Raw genomic sequence first — 15,954 nt, forward strand, 5'->3', positions numbered from 1 at the left:
CGTCGCCTCATCCTAGCCGGCTCAGCAACCGGTCCATCAGCGGGTTGTCCGGCGTGAAGGCGTAGTCGATCTTGCGCACGTTCACGGCCCCCGCGCCGGCCTTGACCAGGGCGTCGGCGAGATCGAACACCGCGTCGACGGGGCAGTGCAGCACCATCTCGCCGCCCCGGCCCTCGGGGGCGCCGTAGGGCAAAGCGGCATCGTGCAGGGCGGCGATGCCGGCTAGATCGATGTCGCCGTCGTCCGGCATGGCCGCGCGGACCTCGCGGGTGGTCCGCGCCCGCTCCTCGGCCTGGATACGGCCGAGGACGGCGCGCAGGGCCCGGCGCTGGGGCTCGCCCCAGGGCGCGTTCAGGGAGGCGACGAGGTTCGCCTCCGAGCGCAGGATGATCCCGTCCTCCAGGATCTTCAGGGCGTTGGCGGCCAGCGTCGCCCCCGTGGTGGTGATGTCGACGATGATCTCGGCCGAGCCCGCCGCCGGCGCGCCCTCGGTGGCGCCCAGGCTCTCGACGATGCGGTAATCCGCGACCCCGTGCTCGGCGAAGAACCGGCGGGTGAGGTTGATGTACTTCGTGGCGATGCGCAGGCGCTGGCCGTGGCGCACCCGCATCTCGGCCGCGACCTCGTCGAGGTCGCTCATGGCGCGCACGTCGATCCAGGCCTGGGGCACGGCGACGACGACCGTGGCCTGGCCGAAGCCGAGCGGCGTCAGGAGTTCGACCTGGCCGCGCGCGTCGGGCAGCGACTCGCGGATCAGGTCCTCGCCGGTGATGCCGAGATGGGCCGCGCCGCTGGCGAGCTGCGCGGCGATCTCGGAGGCCGAGAGGTAGCGCACCTCGACGCCGGGCACGCCGACGAGTTTTCCGCGATAGTCGCGGGCGCCGGTGTTCTGGGCGAGCTTGAGGCCGGCGCGGGCGAAGAAGGCGGCGGCATTCTCTTGCAGCCGGCCCTTAGAGGGAACCGCCAGGACGAGGGAATCCGGTTCAGCCAACGGTCGCGTCCTTCGGGTTCGAGGCATCGGCGGCCACCCGCGAGAGCCAGACGGCGCAGCCGACGGCGGGCACCGGCACGGGGCTGCCGAGGTGCTGGAGCAGGCCGTCGTAGCGGCCGCCCCCCACCAGGGGCGCCGTCGTGCCCGGCGCCGTGCCCTCGAAGATGAAGCCGGTGTAGTAGTCGAGGTTGCGCGCGAAGCCGCCGGAGAAGCGGAAGCGGTCCACGGCGAGGCCCCGGGCGGCCATGAAGCCGGTGCGCTCCTCGAACAGGTCGAGGGCCGCATCGAGGGGCGGATGGTCGAGGCCGGCCTCCTTCACTAGGGCGCGCACCGCCGCCGCCGCGCTGTCGGGGTCGCCCGCGATGGCGCGGTAGCGCTCGATGACGGTGCGGTTCTCGGAATTCAGGCCGGAGCCGCCGCTCGCCTGCGCGGCGGCCTTGGCGAGGAAGCGCTCGGCGATCTCGCCGGCGCTGCGGCCACCGACCCGCGAGATGCCGGCGATCGACAGCACGTCCTCCACGAAGGCGCGCACGCCCTTGGGGTCCTGGCCCTGGATCGCGGCCAGCAGACCCGCATGCGGGTCCTCCGCGCGCAGGCCGTTGGTGATCGCGTCGAGGGAGCGGCCCGCCGCCAGGGCGCGCAGCGTCCGGCGCTTGGCGGTGGGGGGCACGCCGAGGGCGTCGAGCAGGGCGTCGACGAGGCCCATGTCGCCGAGGCGGATCGCGATGTCGCTGCGGCCCATCAGGGCGAGGCCTTCCAGGGCGAGGCCGATCACCTCCGCGTCGGCGGCCGGCGTGTCGGTGCGCCCGACCGACTCGATGCCGGCTTGCAGGAACTCGTCCGGCTCGTCGCCGGCCAGCCGGAAGACGGGTCCGAGATAGCTGTAGTCGGCGCCCTGCGGCGAACCTTTCGGCGTGCGCGCGAGGTGGTGGCGGCAGACCGGGATCGTGAATTCCGGCCTGAGGCAGAGTTCGCTGCCCGAGGCGTCCTGCGTCACGAAGATGCGCCGGCGGATGTCCTCGCCCGACAATTCGAGGAAGGGCTCCACCGGCTGCAGCACCGGCGGCGTCACGGGGCCGTAGCCGGCGCCGTGGAAATGGGCGAGCAGGCGCAGGTGGTCCTGCGATTGTTCGCCGGCGGTTCCCCCGCCTGCCTCCGGTCTCGTCATCGTGTCGCCTGCCGCTTCGTCGCCGGCCCTAGTAGCAACCGCCCTCGCGCTTGGCGACTGCCCGATTCACTTGGCGACTGCCCCCGCTCACGGATGCCTAGACCCAGCCCTGCAACTCGCGCCGGACCACGGTCTCGATCACCCGCATGCCGAGGTCGCTGTCGTTGAGGCAGGGGATGTAGGCGAAGCGCTCGCCGCCATTGTCCTCGAAATAGTGGCGGTTCTCGCCGTCGAGTTCCTCCAGGGTCTCGAGGCAGTCGGCAGTGAAGCCGGGCGCCACGATCGCCATGCGCTTGACCCCGCTCTTGGCCAGATTCTGCACCGTCTCGTCGGTGTAGGGCCGCAGCCATTCCTCGTTGCCGAAGCGCGACTGGAAGGTGGTGCGCATCTTCTCGGTCGAGAAGCCGAGCGCCTCGCGGATCAGGCGGCCCGTCTTCACGCACTGGCAATGGTAGGGGTCGCCCTTGAGGAGGTAGCTCTTCGGCACCCCGTGGAACGAGGTCAGGATCACCTCCGGCTCGAAGTCGAGCTTGGCCAGGCCCTCGCGGATCGAGGTCGCCATCGCGTCGATGTAGACGGGGTCGTCGTGATAGGGCGGCGAGACGCGGACCGTCGGCTGCCAGCGCATCTGCATCAGGGCCTTGAAGGCCTGGTCGCAGGCGGTGGCCGAGGTCGCGGCGGCGTATTGGGGATAGAGCGGCACCAGGAGGATGCGGTCGCAGCCCTGGTCGAGGAGCGCCTGGATGCGCACCGAGACCTCCGGCTTGCCGTAGCGCATGGCCCAGTCCACCACGACCGAATCACCCATCGCCGCCTGCAGGCGCTCGGCCTGGCCGCGGGTGATGGTCTTCAGGGGGCCCTCGTCGCGCTCGTTGTTCCAGACGGACGCGTAGTCGCGGCCCTTCGGCCCCGGGCGCTTGGTCAGGATGACGAGGTTGAGGAGCGGCCACCAGATCAGGCGCGGGACCTCGATCACCCGGCGGTCGGAAAGGAACTCCTTGAGGTAGCGGCGCATCGGCCAGTAGCTCGTGCCCTCCGGCGTGCCGAGATTCATCAGGAGCACGCCGACGCGGCCCCAGCGCACGGGCGGATGCTCGGCCGGCAGGGGCGCGCCCTGCGGCAGGCCCGCTTCGGTCTGGAGCGACAGGCCGTCCTGCGGGAGCGGCGGTGCGACGCGTTCGTTCATCGGATTTCCGTATCGCTCTGGAGATGAGCGCTTGAGAGCGGCGGGTTCACAAAGGTTGTGTCGTTGGGGATATCTATCTAGAGCACGGAGCCTTCCAGCGATCACGCGATGGATGAAGGCGCGACATGCCGTCTCCCCGGTACTTCCTCAACCACTTCATGCCCTTCACGGGCTATCCCTATACGGGGGGGCCGACCGCCTGCAATCTCTGCGGCTCGGCGGATTCCGTGACGATCGCCGAGAGCGACCGCCGGCTCAAGCGCCTGACCTCCGTCGCCTGCACCCAGTGCGCCCTGATCCGAACCGATCCGATGCCGACCCCGGCCGAGCTGTCCGCCTACTACGCCGACGCCTACCGGGCCGATTACCAGCTCGCCTTCGCGGGCGGCCCGCCCCGCGTCCACCTCAAGCGCTCGGCCCGCGAGGCCGCCGGCCGCGCCGAACTCCTGGCGCCCAAGCTGAAGCCGGGCGCCCGCGTGCTCGATTTCGGCTCGGGCTCGGGCGAGTTCCTGGCCGAGGCCCGCGCGCGGGGCTGCGAGGCCATCGGCATCGAGCCGGGCCGGGACTACGCCAACTACGCCCGCACCCATCACGGGGTCGAGGTGCTGGACGATGCCGGCGACGAGCGCTTTCCGGAAGGACATTTCGACGTCGTCACCACCCGGCACGTGCTGGAACACCTGCGCGACCCCGCCGACGTGATGGAGCGCCTCTCCCGCTGGCTCAAACCCGACGGCGTGCTCTTCGCGGCCGTGCCCGACATGGCCACCACCGGCAAGCCGCCGCACGAGCGCTTCCACTTCGCCCATGTCCACGGCTTCGTGCGCGAGACCTTCGACCTCATGGCGCGCCGGGCCGGCCTCGTGCCGCACCCGGACTATCCGCGCGAGGACACCACCGTGGTCTACGCCAAGACCGACGCGCCGCCGGTCGCCCTGGCCTGCCCCGGCCTCGCCCAGCGCCTCGCCGTCGAGCTGAAGCCGACGCCGCCCGTGGTCTTCCTCGTCTCCGGCGCCTGGCTCTGGCCGATGCTCCGCCGCAACGCCAAGGCCGTGCGCGACACCTTCGTGTCGCGCTGACGGCTGACAAGCGGGCCGGGCCCTCACACGCGCCGGGTCCGTCGTCGTAGCACCTTCGTCAACGGTATCCTAAATACGGGGCGCCCCGTGGCGGCATCGCGCCGCCCGCCCCGCGAGACGCCTGCCATGACGAGCCCCAACCGCCGCCAGACGCTCGGCCTCGGCCTCGGGGCAGGCCTCACCGCCGGCCTCGGCGGCACGGCCGCGGCCGCACCGGCTCCGGCATCCGATCCGACCTTCACCCTGCTCCTCGTCAACGACCTCTACCAGATGGCCGAATCCGACGGCCGGGGCGGCTTCGCGCGCCTCGCCGCCATCGTGAAGGCCGAGCGGGCCCGCGGCGTGCCGCTGCTCTACGTGCACGCGGGCGACACGCTCTCGCCCTCGCTGATGTCGGGGATCGACCGCGGGGCGCACATCATCGAACTCCTCAACATCGCTCCTCCGGACGTCTTCGTGCCGGGCAATCACGAGTTCGATTTCGGCCCGGCCATCTTCACCCAGCGCATGGGCGAGGCGACCTTCCCGGTGCTGGCCGCCAACCTGCGTGACGAGGGCGGCCGTCCGCTCCCGGGCCTGCGCGACCGCATGGTGGTGCCCCTCGGGGGCCTCCGGGTCGGCGTGATCGGGATCGCGTTGGCGAGCACGCCCGAGAAGTCGCAGGCCGGCAGCTTACGCTTCGAGCCCGAGATCGAGACGCTGTCCCGCCAGGTCCAGGCCCTGCGGATGGAGGGCGTCGACCTCGTCGTCGGCATCTGCCACACCGACCGGGCCACGGACGACGCCATCGTGGCTGCGCGCCTCGTGGACATCCTGCTCTCGGGGCACGACCACGACCTCGTGCTGCGCTACGACGGCCAGACGGCCATGGCCGAATCCGGCTACGATGCCCAGTACGTCACCGCCTTCGACGTCACCGCCACGGTGAGCGGCACCGGCCGGACGCGCAGCGTCGCGTGGCGTCCGAGCTTCCGCATCCACGATTCCGCCCAGGTCACCCCCGATCCCGAGACCCTGGCGCTGGTGCGGCGCCTGGAGGCCAAGCTCTCCCGCGAGCTCGCCCTGCCGGTGGGGCAGATCCGCGATCCCCTCGACAGCCGGACGGCGTCGGTCCGCGTCCGGGAGGCGAGCTTCGGCAACCTCGTGGCGGATGCGATGCGGGCCTCGACCGGCGCCGAGATCGCGGTCATCAACGGCGGCGGCATCCGGGGCAACCAGCTCTACCCCGCGCAGACGACGCTGACCCGGCGTGACATCCTCAGCGAACTGCCCTTCGGCAACACCATCGTGATGGTCTCGCTGACCGGCGCGCAGGTGCGCACGCTGCTGGAGGGGGCGCTCGCCGACTGGGGCCGCCCGGCCGGGCGCTTCCCGCACGTCTCCGGTCTCGTCGTGACCGTCGATCCCGCCGCGCCGGTGGGCCGGCGGATCGTCGCTCTGACCGTGGATGGCGCACCGATCGAGCCGGAGCGCGCCTACACGGTCGCGGCGAACGACTTCCTCTACGAGGGCGGCAACGGCTACGGCGAACTCGCCCGCGGCCGCACCCTGGTGGGCCGGAGCGACGGGAAGCTCGTGGCCAACGAGGTCATCGCCTATATCCGTGCCAACGCGCCGCTTCCCGCCCCCGCCGAAGGGCGCATCCTGGTCCGTTGATGTCCGACACCCCCGTCGCCGATGCCCTCGCGCGCTTCCGTGCCTCCGGCTCGTCCTGGCTCGCCCTGCCGTTCTTCGCGGACGGCTCCGCCGACGCGGTGGCCGCCCGGGTCGACGCCCGCATCGCGGCCGGCGCGCAGGTGCTGCCGGCGCCGGAGGCCATCTTCAACGCGCTGACCCTCACGCCCCTGGAACGCGTGACGGTCGTCATCCTCGGCCAGGACCCCTACCCGACCCCGGGCGACGCCAACGGCCTCGCCTTCTCGTATGTAGGTCCGCGGCGCCTGCCCGCCTCCCTCAAGGTGATCCTGGCCGAACTCGCCGAGCCGGGAGCCCCGCCGGCCAAGCCGACGCGGGGCGACCTGACGCCCTGGGCGCGCCAGGGTGTGCTCCTCATCAACGCGGCGCTGACGGTGGAGGCCGGCAAGGCGGGGGCGCACCTGCGCTTCGGCTGGTCGGACCTGACCGACCAGGCCGTCGCGGCCGTTTCCGCCCGGCCCGAGCCGGCGGTCTTCCTGCTCTGGGGCGCCCAGGCGAAGGCCCGCGCCGCCCTAATCGACGTCGAGCGCCACGGGCTCATCGAATCGGGGCATCCGTCGCCACTCAATCGCGCGCGGGACTTTCCCGGCACGCGCCCCTTCGCGGCGGCCAACGCCTGGCGCGCGGCGCGCGGGCTGCCACCCATCGACTGGCGCCTCGACTGAGACGAACGGTGCGATTTGACGAGGCGCCGGTTCGATCTATGTCAGGCCTCTAAGCGGAGCCTAAGAATCCGCGATCGAGGAACGCCCTTTCATGATCACCCGTCCCCTGCTGGCCGCCGGCCTCGCCGCGTGCCTCGCGCTCCCGGCCCAGATGCTTCCCGCGCAAGGCCAGATCCGCAACGCGCCCTCTCCCCGCGCGCTCGAATTCGCGGCCTACATCTTCGCCGCCGCCAATGTCTGCGGCTACCGCATCGGCACCGAGGAGTTCGACGCGCTGCTGGAGAAGCAGAACGTCCGCGCCGCCGATGTCAACCCGCGCGGTCCCTTCGGCGCGAAGGTTCAGACCATGTTTGCCCTGATGTCGAACCAGATGCAGCTCAACCGGGAGAAGGCCTGCTTGGCGGTCGCCGGCGAGTACGGCCCCGAGGGCAACGTGAGCAAGAACGTCCTGCTGCCGGCACCCGCCGCCGACGCACCCGCAGCGCCAGCCGGTGGGAAGCCGGCGCAGTAAATAAATTTCTAATGGAAAGTAGCCATCGCCCGCGGATCATTGGGCGATGGCCGGCGGCGTGGGGGATCGGTCGCCCTCGGACGCGTCCCATGATCCAGGGACTGTTCGGTCCCGCATTCGCGTTTCGGCCCTGAATCGCCTATATCGGACCCATTCCAAGTCCGAAGGTTATTCAACATCATGGCGACGGCGTCGTTCGACACCGCCCGGCGCAACGCGAGCGCCGTTCCCGCAATCGAGAAGCGGCCCGAGTTCGAGCCTCAGATCGACAACGCGGCCACATCCCTCGGGCGCTCGTCCCTGGTGGGGCTGACCCGCGAGCAGCTGAAGGGTCGGCTCGGCGCCATCGGCGTCTCCGAGCGCGAGCAGCGCATGCGCTCGGGTCAGATCTGGCACTGGCTCAACGTGCGCGGCGCCAAGGCCTTCGACGACATGACCAATGTCGGCAAGGGCCTGAAGGCCCAGCTGGCGCAGGCCTACACCCTCGACCGGCCCGAGGTGATCACCGAGCAGGTCTCGCGGGACGGTACCCGCAAGTGGCTGATGCGGATGGCGCCCACCGGCAAGCACGACCACAACCGGGGCGCCGAGATCGAGTGCGTCTACATTCCGGGGCGCGGGCGCGGCACGCTCTGCGTTTCGAGCCAGGTCGGCTGCACCCTCACCTGCTCGTTCTGCCACACCGGCACGCAGCGCCTCGTGCGCAACCTGACGGCGGCCGAGATCACGGCCCAGGTCGTGGTGGCCCGCGACCAGCTCAACGACTGGGCCGGCCAGAACCCGACGGCACCGGGCGAAGACGAGACCCGGCGCAAGGTCACCAACATCGTCTTCATGGGCATGGGCGAGCCCCTCTACAATCTCGACAACGTCGTCGACGCGGTCGGCGTCATGGCCGACCAGGAGGGTCTCGGGCTCTCGCGCCGGCGCATCACCGTCTCGACCTCCGGCGTGGTCCCGCAGATGCAGCGCCTCGGCGACGAGGCCCACGCCATGCTGGCGATCTCGCTGCACGCGGTGCGCGACGACATCCGCGACACTCTCGTGCCCCTGAACCGCAAGTATCCGCTGGCCGAGCTGCTGGCCGCCTGCCGGTCCTATCCGGGCCTCAACAACGCCCGCCGCATCACCTTCGAGTACGTGATGCTGAAGGGCGTCAACGACAGCGACGCGGATGCCCGCGAACTCGTGCGCCTGCTCAAGGGGATCCCGGCCAAGATCAACCTGATCCCGTTCAACCCCTGGCCGGGCAGCGCCTACGAATGCTCCGACTGGGAGCGCATCGAGCGCTTCTCGGAAATCATCTATGAAGCCGGCTATGCGTCGCCCGTCCGCACCCCGCGCGGGCGCGACATCCTGGCTGCCTGCGGCCAGCTCAAGAGCGAGACCGAGAAGCTGCGCGCCCGCGCCCGGATGATGCTGGAGGACGGCATCGGACCTGAGGGCGTCTACGCGGGTGCCGACGACGGCGACGAGGATTGAGGGGCGCGTGCGTGCTCTCGGGTTTCTGTTCGTCGCGGGCCTGGCGCTGATCCTGGCGATCCCGTGCGGAGCCGCCGTGCTCGCCCTCGGGGCGATGCTGGACCCGGCCACCAGCGAGACGCTCTCGCGCCTCGGCCTCGTCGGCCTGTTCACGGGCCTCGAGGACCTCGCCTCCGGGATCGGCCCCGAGACGCTGCTGTTCGCCCTCGCCGCCATCGCCCGCGCCCTGTTCGTGCTCCTCGTCGTGCCGCCCGTCCTGGTGGCGGTGCTCGGCGCGGTCCTCGGCTGGCGCGCCGCGACCTGGTACGGCGCCGGCGCCGGCCTCCTCACCGCCCTGGTGCCCTGGCTCGCGCGCGGCCTCACCCGGACCGGGCCGAGCGCGGACGCCTTGGTCCTGGAGGGGCGCATCACGGCGGTGCTGTTTCTCACCGGCGCGGCCTCGGGCCTCGTCTACTGGCTGATCGCCGGCCGGCACGCCGGCGCCCCATCCGAGAACGGACGCGCCTGACATGCGGCTCACCCCCTCGCGCATCGCCCTCGCGTTGGTTCTCGCCGCCACAGGGCCGGGTCTCGCGCAAGAGGTGCCCGAGCCGCCGCCGATCCAGTCCGACGACGCACGCCTGCTGCCCGTGCTGGGCGCCCACGGCATGGTCTCGTCGCAGGAGGCGCAGGCCACCCGCGTCGGCGTCGAGATCCTCAAGGCCGGCGGCAACGCCGTCGACGCCGCCGTGGCGGTGGGCTTTGCCCTCGCGGTGACCCTGCCGCGGGCCGGCAACCTCGGCGGCGGCGGCTTCATGATGATCCACCGCGCCGAGGGCGACGAGACGGTCGCCCTCGATTACCGCGAGACCGCCCCGGCCGCCGCCCGCTCCGACATGTTCCTCGATGCGAAGGGCGAGCCGGATCGCGCCGCCTCCACCCGCACCGGCAAGGCCGTGGGCGTCCCCGGCACCGTGCGAGGTCTCGCCGAGGCGCACCGCCTCTACGGCTCGGGCCGGTTCACCCTGGCCGACCTCATCGCCCCGGCGGAAAAGCTCGCCCGCGCGGGCATCCCGGTGGAATCGGGGCTGGCCGATTCCCTGCCCCGCGCCGCCGGCCTGCTAGGCCGCTGGCCCTCATCGCGAAAAATCTTCTTCTCGGGCGACAAACCCCTCCAGCGCGGCGACCGCTTGGTCCAGGCGGACCTCGCCGACACCCTGGCCCGCATCGCCAGGGACGGGCCGGACGCGTTCCACACCGGCGCCATCGCCGAGCGCATCGCCGCCGCCGTCCGCGAGGCGGGCGGCGTGATGACGGCGGCTGATCTGGCCGCCTATCGTCCGGTGGTCCGCGAGCCCGTGCGGGGCACCTACCGGGGCTATGCCATCGCCTCGATGCCGCCGCCGAGTTCGGGCGGCATCCACCTCGTCGAGATCCTGAACGTGCTGGAGGGCTTCGACCTCGCCCGCATGGGCGCAGGCAGCGCGGACGCGCTCCACACCTTAACCGAGGCGATGAAGCCGGCCTATGCCGACCGGGCGACCTGGCTCGGCGACCCCGCCCGCACGCAGGTGCCGGTGGAGGGCCTGATCGCCAAGCCCTACGCGGCGCGCCTGCGGGCCGGCATCGATCCCGCCCGCGCCCGGCCCGCCGCCGAGGTGAAGGCCGGTGATCCCCTCCCCTTCGAATCCGACCAGACCACGCATTTTTCGGTGGTCGACGGCGCCGGCAACGCGGTCTCGAACACCACGACCCTGAACTTCTCCTACGGGCTCGGCCTCGTGGCCGAAGGCACGGGCGTGCTCCTGAACAACGAGATGGACGATTTCTCGGCGAAGCCCGGCGCCCTCAACGCCTACGGCCTCGTCGGCAGCGTCGCCAACGCGGTCTCGCCCGGCGCCCGGCCACTCTCCTCGATGACCCCCGCCTTCGTGTTCCGGGACGGCCGGCTCGTCCTGGTGACGGGGAGCCCGGGGGGCAGCCGCATCATCTCGACGGTGCTGCAGGTCATCGTCAACGTGCTCGACTTCCGCATGAACCTCGCCGAGGCGGTCGCCGCGCCGCGCATCCACCACCAGTGGCAGCCCGATGTGCTGATGGCCGAGGAGGGCCTGTCCCCCGACACCCTGGCGCTGCTGCGGGCGCGCGGCCACCGCATCAAGGTCGGGGCGACCTCCGGCTCGGCCAACTCGATCCAGGCCGCCGACGGCCTGCTGGCCGGCGCTGCCGACCCGCGCCAGCGCGGAACCCTCGCCGACGGCTACTGAGGCTCAGGCATTCCCGCGTCCGGATGGCCTGCGGCGGCGGCGCACGCTACAGGAGATTTGGGCCGCGCCCCGTTCCGGGCTGTCTCATCCGGGTTACCGATGCTTCTCGTTCGTTCACTCGCGTTCAACCTCGCCTTCTACGTCGCCACCACGCTCATCGCGATCGGCGGCCTGCCGACTCTCGTCTCCCGCCGCGCGGTGATCCGGCTGGCGCAGTTCTGGGCGCGCGTGACCCTCCGGCTGCTGCGGATCGTGGGGGGCATCACGGTGGAGTTCCGGGGCGTCGAGAACATTCCGCCGGGCCCCCTGCTGGTGGCGGCCAAGCACCAGTCGGCCCTGGAGACCCTGGCCCTCGTCACCTGCTTTCCGGATTTCGCCTACATCCTGAAGCGCGAACTGCTCTGGATCCCGCTGATCGGCTGGTATCTCTCCCGCTCCGGCATGGTCGCCATCGACCGGAGCAAGGGCGCGCGGGCCATGAGCGCCATGAACGAGGCGGCCGCCGACGCCATCCGTGACCGGCGCCAGCTCATCATCTTCCCCGAGGGCACGCGCCGTCCCCCCGGCGCTGCCCCCGCCTACAAGCTCGGCCTCACCCACCTCTACGCCGCCCTCGGCGTGCCCTGCCTGCCGGTCGCCCTCGATACCGGCCTGTACTGGCCGCGCCGCAGCCTCGTGCGGCGGCCGGGCACCACCGTGATCGAGTTCCTGCCCCCGATCCCGCCCGGACTCGACCGGGCCCGCTTCCTCGAGGTCGTGCAGGCGCGCATCGAGACCGCCTCGGACAGGCTCCTGGCCGCCAGCCGGGCCGCGCTCGCCGCGCGCGGCCACGCGCTCCCGGAGACCCCGAGGGAAGCGCGCGAGACCGACTCCCGCGTCGCCTGACCGCGCCCCGCGGACGGTCCGCCCGGACGCTCCGGCGCTTGTGGATAACTCGCCCGAACCCCATCTGAAAGGACGCGGGGCGTCGTCCTTGACGCCAACGAAACGTTAAGATTAATGTGGAACAAATGGCGAACAAGAGAGCCCTGTCCTGGTCGGCCGCACTCCGCGACCTGAAGGACGATCGAGCACGGAGACAGGAAGTGCGGGAAGAACGCCTGAGGACGACGGCCGGCCTTCGCGGCACGCCCGCCCTGGTGCTGAGCGCCTGGCGCGGACGCTCCGGCCGGCGCTACGTGGTCGGCATCCACGAGCTCGCCGAGCCGGAACTCGACGACATGGGCGAGGCCGTGGTGCTGGCGGTGCGCCGCGACGCCTCCGGCACCGGCGAACTGGTCTCGGTGGCCTCCGCCGGGCAGAGCCCGCGCGAGCGCCTGCACCGCAACTGGGTCGCCCGGGCGCGCCACAAGGGCGCCACCGAGATGCACGTGCACCGTCTCGCCGAGGGCGAGGCCGAGCGCGAGGCGATCGTCGCCGATCTCGGCGCCGAGCAGAAGGCCGACGCCGCGCACTGAGCGCGGCGTCGACGCGCGTCGCGTCCCGCGCGCGGGACGAGGACTTCAATAGCCAGGACTTCGACCTCCGCCATGCTTTCGCCGCCGAGACCCTGCCAAGCGTAAAGCGGGACGCCCCGATCCGGTCGCGGTCCCCGATGCGAGCGCAGGATACGAAGACCCGATGGCGCAGAGTCCGATCCCGGCCAGTTCCCCGTCGCGTAAGCCCCCCTCGCGCAAGGGGCTGTTCCTTCCCTACATCCTCCTCGCCGTCCTAGTGGTCGCCTGGTCGATCGGCTGGTTCTTCATCCGCCACCGCGCCGCCTCCGAGATGGACGCTTGGCTCGCCCGCGAGCAGGCCGCCGGCCGCAGCTGGACCTGCGCGGACCGCAGCATCACCGGCTACCCATTCCGCATCGAACTGCGTTGCGCCGCCCTCGCCTTCAGCCGGTCCGACAGCCGCTTCACCCTCGGGCCCGTCACGGCGGTGGTTCAGATCTATCAGCCGCGCCAGGGGATCCTGGAAGTCGGCGGCCCCTTCCACGTGGAGCAGGGCGACCTCGTCGCGGACGCCACCTGGACCTCCCTGGAGGGCAGCTTCCACGGCGCCTCCGAGGGCTTCGTGCGCGCCTCCCTGGTGGCGAACGACGCCAAGGGCAGCGTGCGCGGTGCCGGGCCGGACCCGATCGACTTCGACACGAAGCACTTCGAGTTTCACGCCCGCCCGACGCCCGGCCGCTTCACCACGGACGGCGCCGTCGACACCAGCCTGCGCGTGACCGGCATCCGCCTGCCGCTCGCGGACGCGGCGCTGGGCAACGCCGATCCGGCCGACCTCGCCGTCGATGCCACCGTCAACCAGGCCACGGCCCTGGGGACCGGCACCGTGGCGAAGGAACTCGACGATTGGCGCCGGGCCGGCGGCAGCCTCGACCTCGCCCTCCTGTCGCTGGCCAAGGGCGAGCGCCGGCTCCAGGCCAAAGGCAGCCTCGACCTCGATGCCGCCCACCGGCCGAAAGGCCAGCTCGACCTGCGCGCCGCCGGCGTCGAGGCCCTTGTCGGGCAGGTCATGGGCCAGCGCTTCGGCGCGGAGAAGGGCGCGCTCATCGGAAGCCTCGTCGGCCAGCTCCTCGGCGGCCGCCGGAACCAGGCCAGCGCCGAGGCGGGCGTGGCCGCGCCGGCGAACGACGCCCTCAAGGCGCTGCCGCCCCTGCGGCTCACGGACGGCCGGCTGATGCTCGGTCCGTTCCCGATCCCCAACGTGCAGCTGCCGCCGCTCTACTGAGCGGCGTCGCGCCGTCAGGCCGCCGGGTCGCTCGGCCGGCCGCGGCCGAAATCGGCCTCCGCCGTCTCCTGGCCCATGGCGACGATGCCGCGGCGGATGGCCCGCGTGCGCGTGAACAGGTCGTGCAGGGCCTCGCCGTCGCCCCAGCGGATCGCCCGGGCGAGGGCCGCGAGATCCTCGTTGAAGCGCCCGAGCATCTCCAGAACCGCGTCCTTGTTGGTCAGGAACACGTCCCGCCACATGGTCGGGTCGGAGGCGGCGATGCGGGTGAAGTCGCGAAAGCCGCCGGCCGAGAACTTGATCACCTCGGATTGCGTCACGGCCTCCAGGTCGGCCGCCGTGCCCACGATGTTGTAGGCGATGAGGTGCGGCACGTGGCTGGTGATCGCCAGGACGAGGTCGTGATGCTCCGGCGTCATCGTCTCGACGATGGCGCGCAGGCCCTCCCAGAAGGCCTGGACCCGCGCGGTCGCGGCCGGGTCGGTGTCCTCGGCCGGGGTGAGGATACACCAGCGCCCGGAGAACAGGGTCGAGAACCCGGCGTCCGGGCCGGAATACTCGGTGCCGGCCACGGGGTGCGCGGGCACGAAATGCACCCCGGCCGGCAGATGCGGCGCGACGGCCGCGACCACCGAGGCCTTGACCGAACCGACATCCGACACGATGGCCCCCGGCTTCAGACCCGGACCCATGCGCTCGGCCACCGCCCCGACCGCGCCGACAGGCACGCACAGGATGACGAGGTCGGCCTCCGCCACACCGGCGGCGAGGTCGTCGGTGGCGTCGTCGGCGAGGTTCAGCGCCCGCACCCGCTCCAGCACCGCGGGATCGCGGTCGATGGCGACGATGCGCCGGGCGAGGCCGAACTGGCGCGCGCCCCGGGCGATCGAGGACCCGATCAGCCCGAGGCCGACGATCGCCAGGGTCCCGACGGTGGGGGTGTCGATCTCAGGCACGGGTCTCGCCCCGCACGAAGGCGGTCAGGGCGTCAAGGAAGGCCCGGTTCGCCTCCTCGCCGCCGATGGTGACCCGTAAGGCATCCGGCAGCCCGTAGGAGGAGACCCGGCGGGTGATGACGCCCCGCGTGGTGAGGAAGGCGTCGGCCTCCGCCGCGCTCCGGCCGGGCTCGGCGGGGAAGTGGACGAGGATGAAGTTGGCGACGCTCGGGGTTACCGCGAGGCCGAGTTCGCGAACCGCGTTCGTCATCGAAGCGAGCCAGGTGTCGTTGTGGGCCACCGCCGCGGCCACGTGCGCGTCGTCCGCGATGGCGGCCGCGCCCGCCGCGATGCCGGCCCCCGACAGGTTGAACGGCCCCCGGATGCGGTTGACCGCGTCGGCCACCTCAGAAGGCGCGACCATCCAGCCGATGCGCAGGGCCGCGAGCCCGTGGATCTTCGAGAAGGTCCGGGTCATCACGACGTTGTTGGACTCGAGCACGAGGTCGAGGCCGGCGCTGTAGTCGTTCGCCCGCACGTACTCGGCATAGGCGCCGTCGAGGACGAGGAGGACGTGGGGCGGCAGCCCCGCATGCAGGCGCCGGACCTCGTCGAAGGGCAGGTAGGTGCCGGTCGGGTTGTTGGGGTTGGCGAGGTAGACGATCTTGGTGCGGGCCGTGACGGCGGCGAGCAGCGCGTCGACGTCGGCGCGCAGATCCCGCTCCTTCACCACCACGGGGGTGCCGCCGGCGGCCAGGATCGCGATCCGGTAGACCAGGAAGCCGTGCTCGGTGAAGATGCCCTCGTCGCCGGCGCCGAGATACGCGTAGGCCAGGAACGACAGGAGCTCGTCCGAGCCGGCGCCGCAGACGATCCGCGCCGGATCGAGGCCGTAGCGGGTCGCGATCGCCTCGCGCAGGCGGGCCGAGGTGCCGTCCGGATAGAGTTCGAGCTTGGCGGCCTCCGCCCGCATCGCCGCCACCGCCTTCGGGCTTGGGCCCAGCGGCGTCTCGTTCGAGGAGAGCTTGTGCACCTTGGCCAGACCGGGCGCCCCGCTCTTGCCGGGCACGTAGGCCTCGATGGCGAGGACGCCGGGGCGGGGCACCGGGCGCGAGGGAGCCAGGGGGGCAGCGGATATCGGGGCAGAGGACATGGGGACAGAAGACCTGGAGGCCGCCGGTTCGTGGGCGAACCGCCCGTCTAACAAAGCTGGCCCGGCTTTGCGAGCGGCCCCACGTCCTGGAGTTCCCTCGCCTCGGACCCTATTGCCTCGGA

General features: G+C 71.8%; 15 protein-coding genes. 10 read left to right on the top strand and 5 right to left on the bottom strand.

Annotation, left to right across the window (positions count from 1 at the left end; all coding sequences use genetic code 11):
* Window positions 1–7: 7 nt before the first annotated feature.
* The 3 genes from hisG to hemH form a co-directional block, all read right to left on the bottom strand.
* Window positions 8–991, bottom strand: coding sequence for an ATP phosphoribosyltransferase (gene hisG / locus MKK58_RS15025; protein ID WP_238281330.1), 984 nt, complete (start codon window positions 989–991; stop codon window positions 8–10).
* Window positions 984–2,159: an ATP phosphoribosyltransferase regulatory subunit gene (locus MKK58_RS15030; RefSeq protein ID WP_243912810.1), complete on the bottom strand. Its 1,176-nt coding sequence runs from the start codon at window positions 2,157–2,159 to the stop codon at window positions 984–986. The genes hisG and MKK58_RS15030 overlap by 8 nt, the downstream gene beginning before the upstream one ends.
* 97 nt (window positions 2,160–2,256) lie before the next feature.
* On the bottom strand, window positions 2,257–3,345 hold the full coding sequence (gene hemH, locus MKK58_RS15035; RefSeq protein WP_243912811.1) for a ferrochelatase: 1,089 nt from the start codon (window positions 3,343–3,345) through the stop codon (window positions 2,257–2,259).
* 125 nt (window positions 3,346–3,470) lie between these two features.
* Here hemH and MKK58_RS15040 point away from each other — a divergent pair, with 125 nt between their 5' ends.
* The 10 genes from MKK58_RS15040 to MKK58_RS15085 all read left to right on the top strand — a co-directional run bounded on the left by MKK58_RS15040 (window position 3,471) and on the right by MKK58_RS15085 (window position 13,744).
* Window positions 3,471–4,424: a class I SAM-dependent methyltransferase gene (locus MKK58_RS15040; RefSeq protein ID WP_243912812.1), complete on the top strand. Its 954-nt coding sequence runs from the start codon at window positions 3,471–3,473 to the stop codon at window positions 4,422–4,424.
* A 126-nt stretch (window positions 4,425–4,550) separates the two neighbouring features.
* Window positions 4,551–6,080 carry a bifunctional metallophosphatase/5'-nucleotidase gene (locus MKK58_RS15045; protein WP_243912813.1) on the top strand — a complete coding sequence of 510 codons (1,530 nt, stop codon included), beginning with the start codon at window positions 4,551–4,553 and terminating at the stop codon, window positions 6,078–6,080.
* Window positions 6,080–6,784: a uracil-DNA glycosylase gene (locus MKK58_RS15050; protein ID WP_243912814.1), complete on the top strand. Its 705-nt coding sequence runs from the start codon at window positions 6,080–6,082 to the stop codon at window positions 6,782–6,784. The genes MKK58_RS15045 and MKK58_RS15050 overlap by 1 nt, the downstream gene beginning before the upstream one ends.
* A 91-nt stretch (window positions 6,785–6,875) precedes the next feature.
* On the top strand, window positions 6,876–7,295 hold the full coding sequence (locus tag MKK58_RS15055; RefSeq protein WP_243912815.1) for a hypothetical protein: 420 nt from the start codon (window positions 6,876–6,878) through the stop codon (window positions 7,293–7,295).
* A 180-nt stretch (window positions 7,296–7,475) separates the two neighbouring features.
* The gene (gene rlmN / locus MKK58_RS15060; protein WP_243912816.1) at window positions 7,476–8,777 is read left to right on the top strand and encodes a 23S rRNA (adenine(2503)-C(2))-methyltransferase RlmN; all 1,302 of its coding nucleotides are present in this window, start codon (window positions 7,476–7,478) and stop codon (window positions 8,775–8,777) included.
* A 7-nt stretch (window positions 8,778–8,784) separates the two neighbouring features.
* Window positions 8,785–9,285 (top strand): hypothetical protein, encoded by a 501-nt coding sequence (locus MKK58_RS15065; RefSeq protein ID WP_243912817.1) that lies wholly within the window; start codon window positions 8,785–8,787, stop codon window positions 9,283–9,285.
* Window position 9,286: 1 nt separating this feature from the next.
* Complete coding sequence (gene ggt, locus MKK58_RS15070; RefSeq protein ID WP_243912818.1) at window positions 9,287–11,023, top strand: gamma-glutamyltransferase; 1,737 nt, start codon at window positions 9,287–9,289, stop codon at window positions 11,021–11,023.
* A gap of 99 nt (window positions 11,024–11,122) precedes the next feature.
* Entirely contained in the window at window positions 11,123–11,908 is a 786-nt protein-coding gene (locus MKK58_RS15075) for a lysophospholipid acyltransferase family protein (RefSeq protein WP_243912819.1), read from the top strand.
* Window positions 11,909–12,033: 125 nt separating this feature from the next.
* Entirely contained in the window at window positions 12,034–12,480 is a 447-nt protein-coding gene (locus MKK58_RS15080) for a hypothetical protein (protein ID WP_238281308.1), read from the top strand.
* Between the two features lie 163 nt (window positions 12,481–12,643).
* Complete coding sequence (locus MKK58_RS15085; RefSeq protein ID WP_243912820.1) at window positions 12,644–13,744, top strand: DUF2125 domain-containing protein; 1,101 nt, start codon at window positions 12,644–12,646, stop codon at window positions 13,742–13,744.
* Between the two features lie 14 nt (window positions 13,745–13,758).
* On the opposite strand, the gene MKK58_RS15090 is transcribed toward MKK58_RS15085, so the two are convergent.
* Together MKK58_RS15090 and MKK58_RS15095 are read right to left on the bottom strand one after the other, a co-directional pair.
* Complete coding sequence (locus MKK58_RS15090) at window positions 13,759–14,700, bottom strand: prephenate/arogenate dehydrogenase family protein (protein WP_243912821.1); 942 nt, start codon at window positions 14,698–14,700, stop codon at window positions 13,759–13,761.
* Entirely contained in the window at window positions 14,693–15,832 is a 1,140-nt protein-coding gene (locus tag MKK58_RS15095) for a pyridoxal phosphate-dependent aminotransferase (RefSeq protein WP_243912822.1), read from the bottom strand. The genes MKK58_RS15090 and MKK58_RS15095 overlap by 8 nt, the downstream gene beginning before the upstream one ends.
* Window positions 15,833–15,954: the final 122 nt, after the last annotated feature.

This window comes from Methylobacterium sp. J-078, assembly GCF_022829285.1.
Taxonomy (GTDB): Bacteria; Pseudomonadota; Alphaproteobacteria; order Rhizobiales; family Beijerinckiaceae; genus Methylobacterium.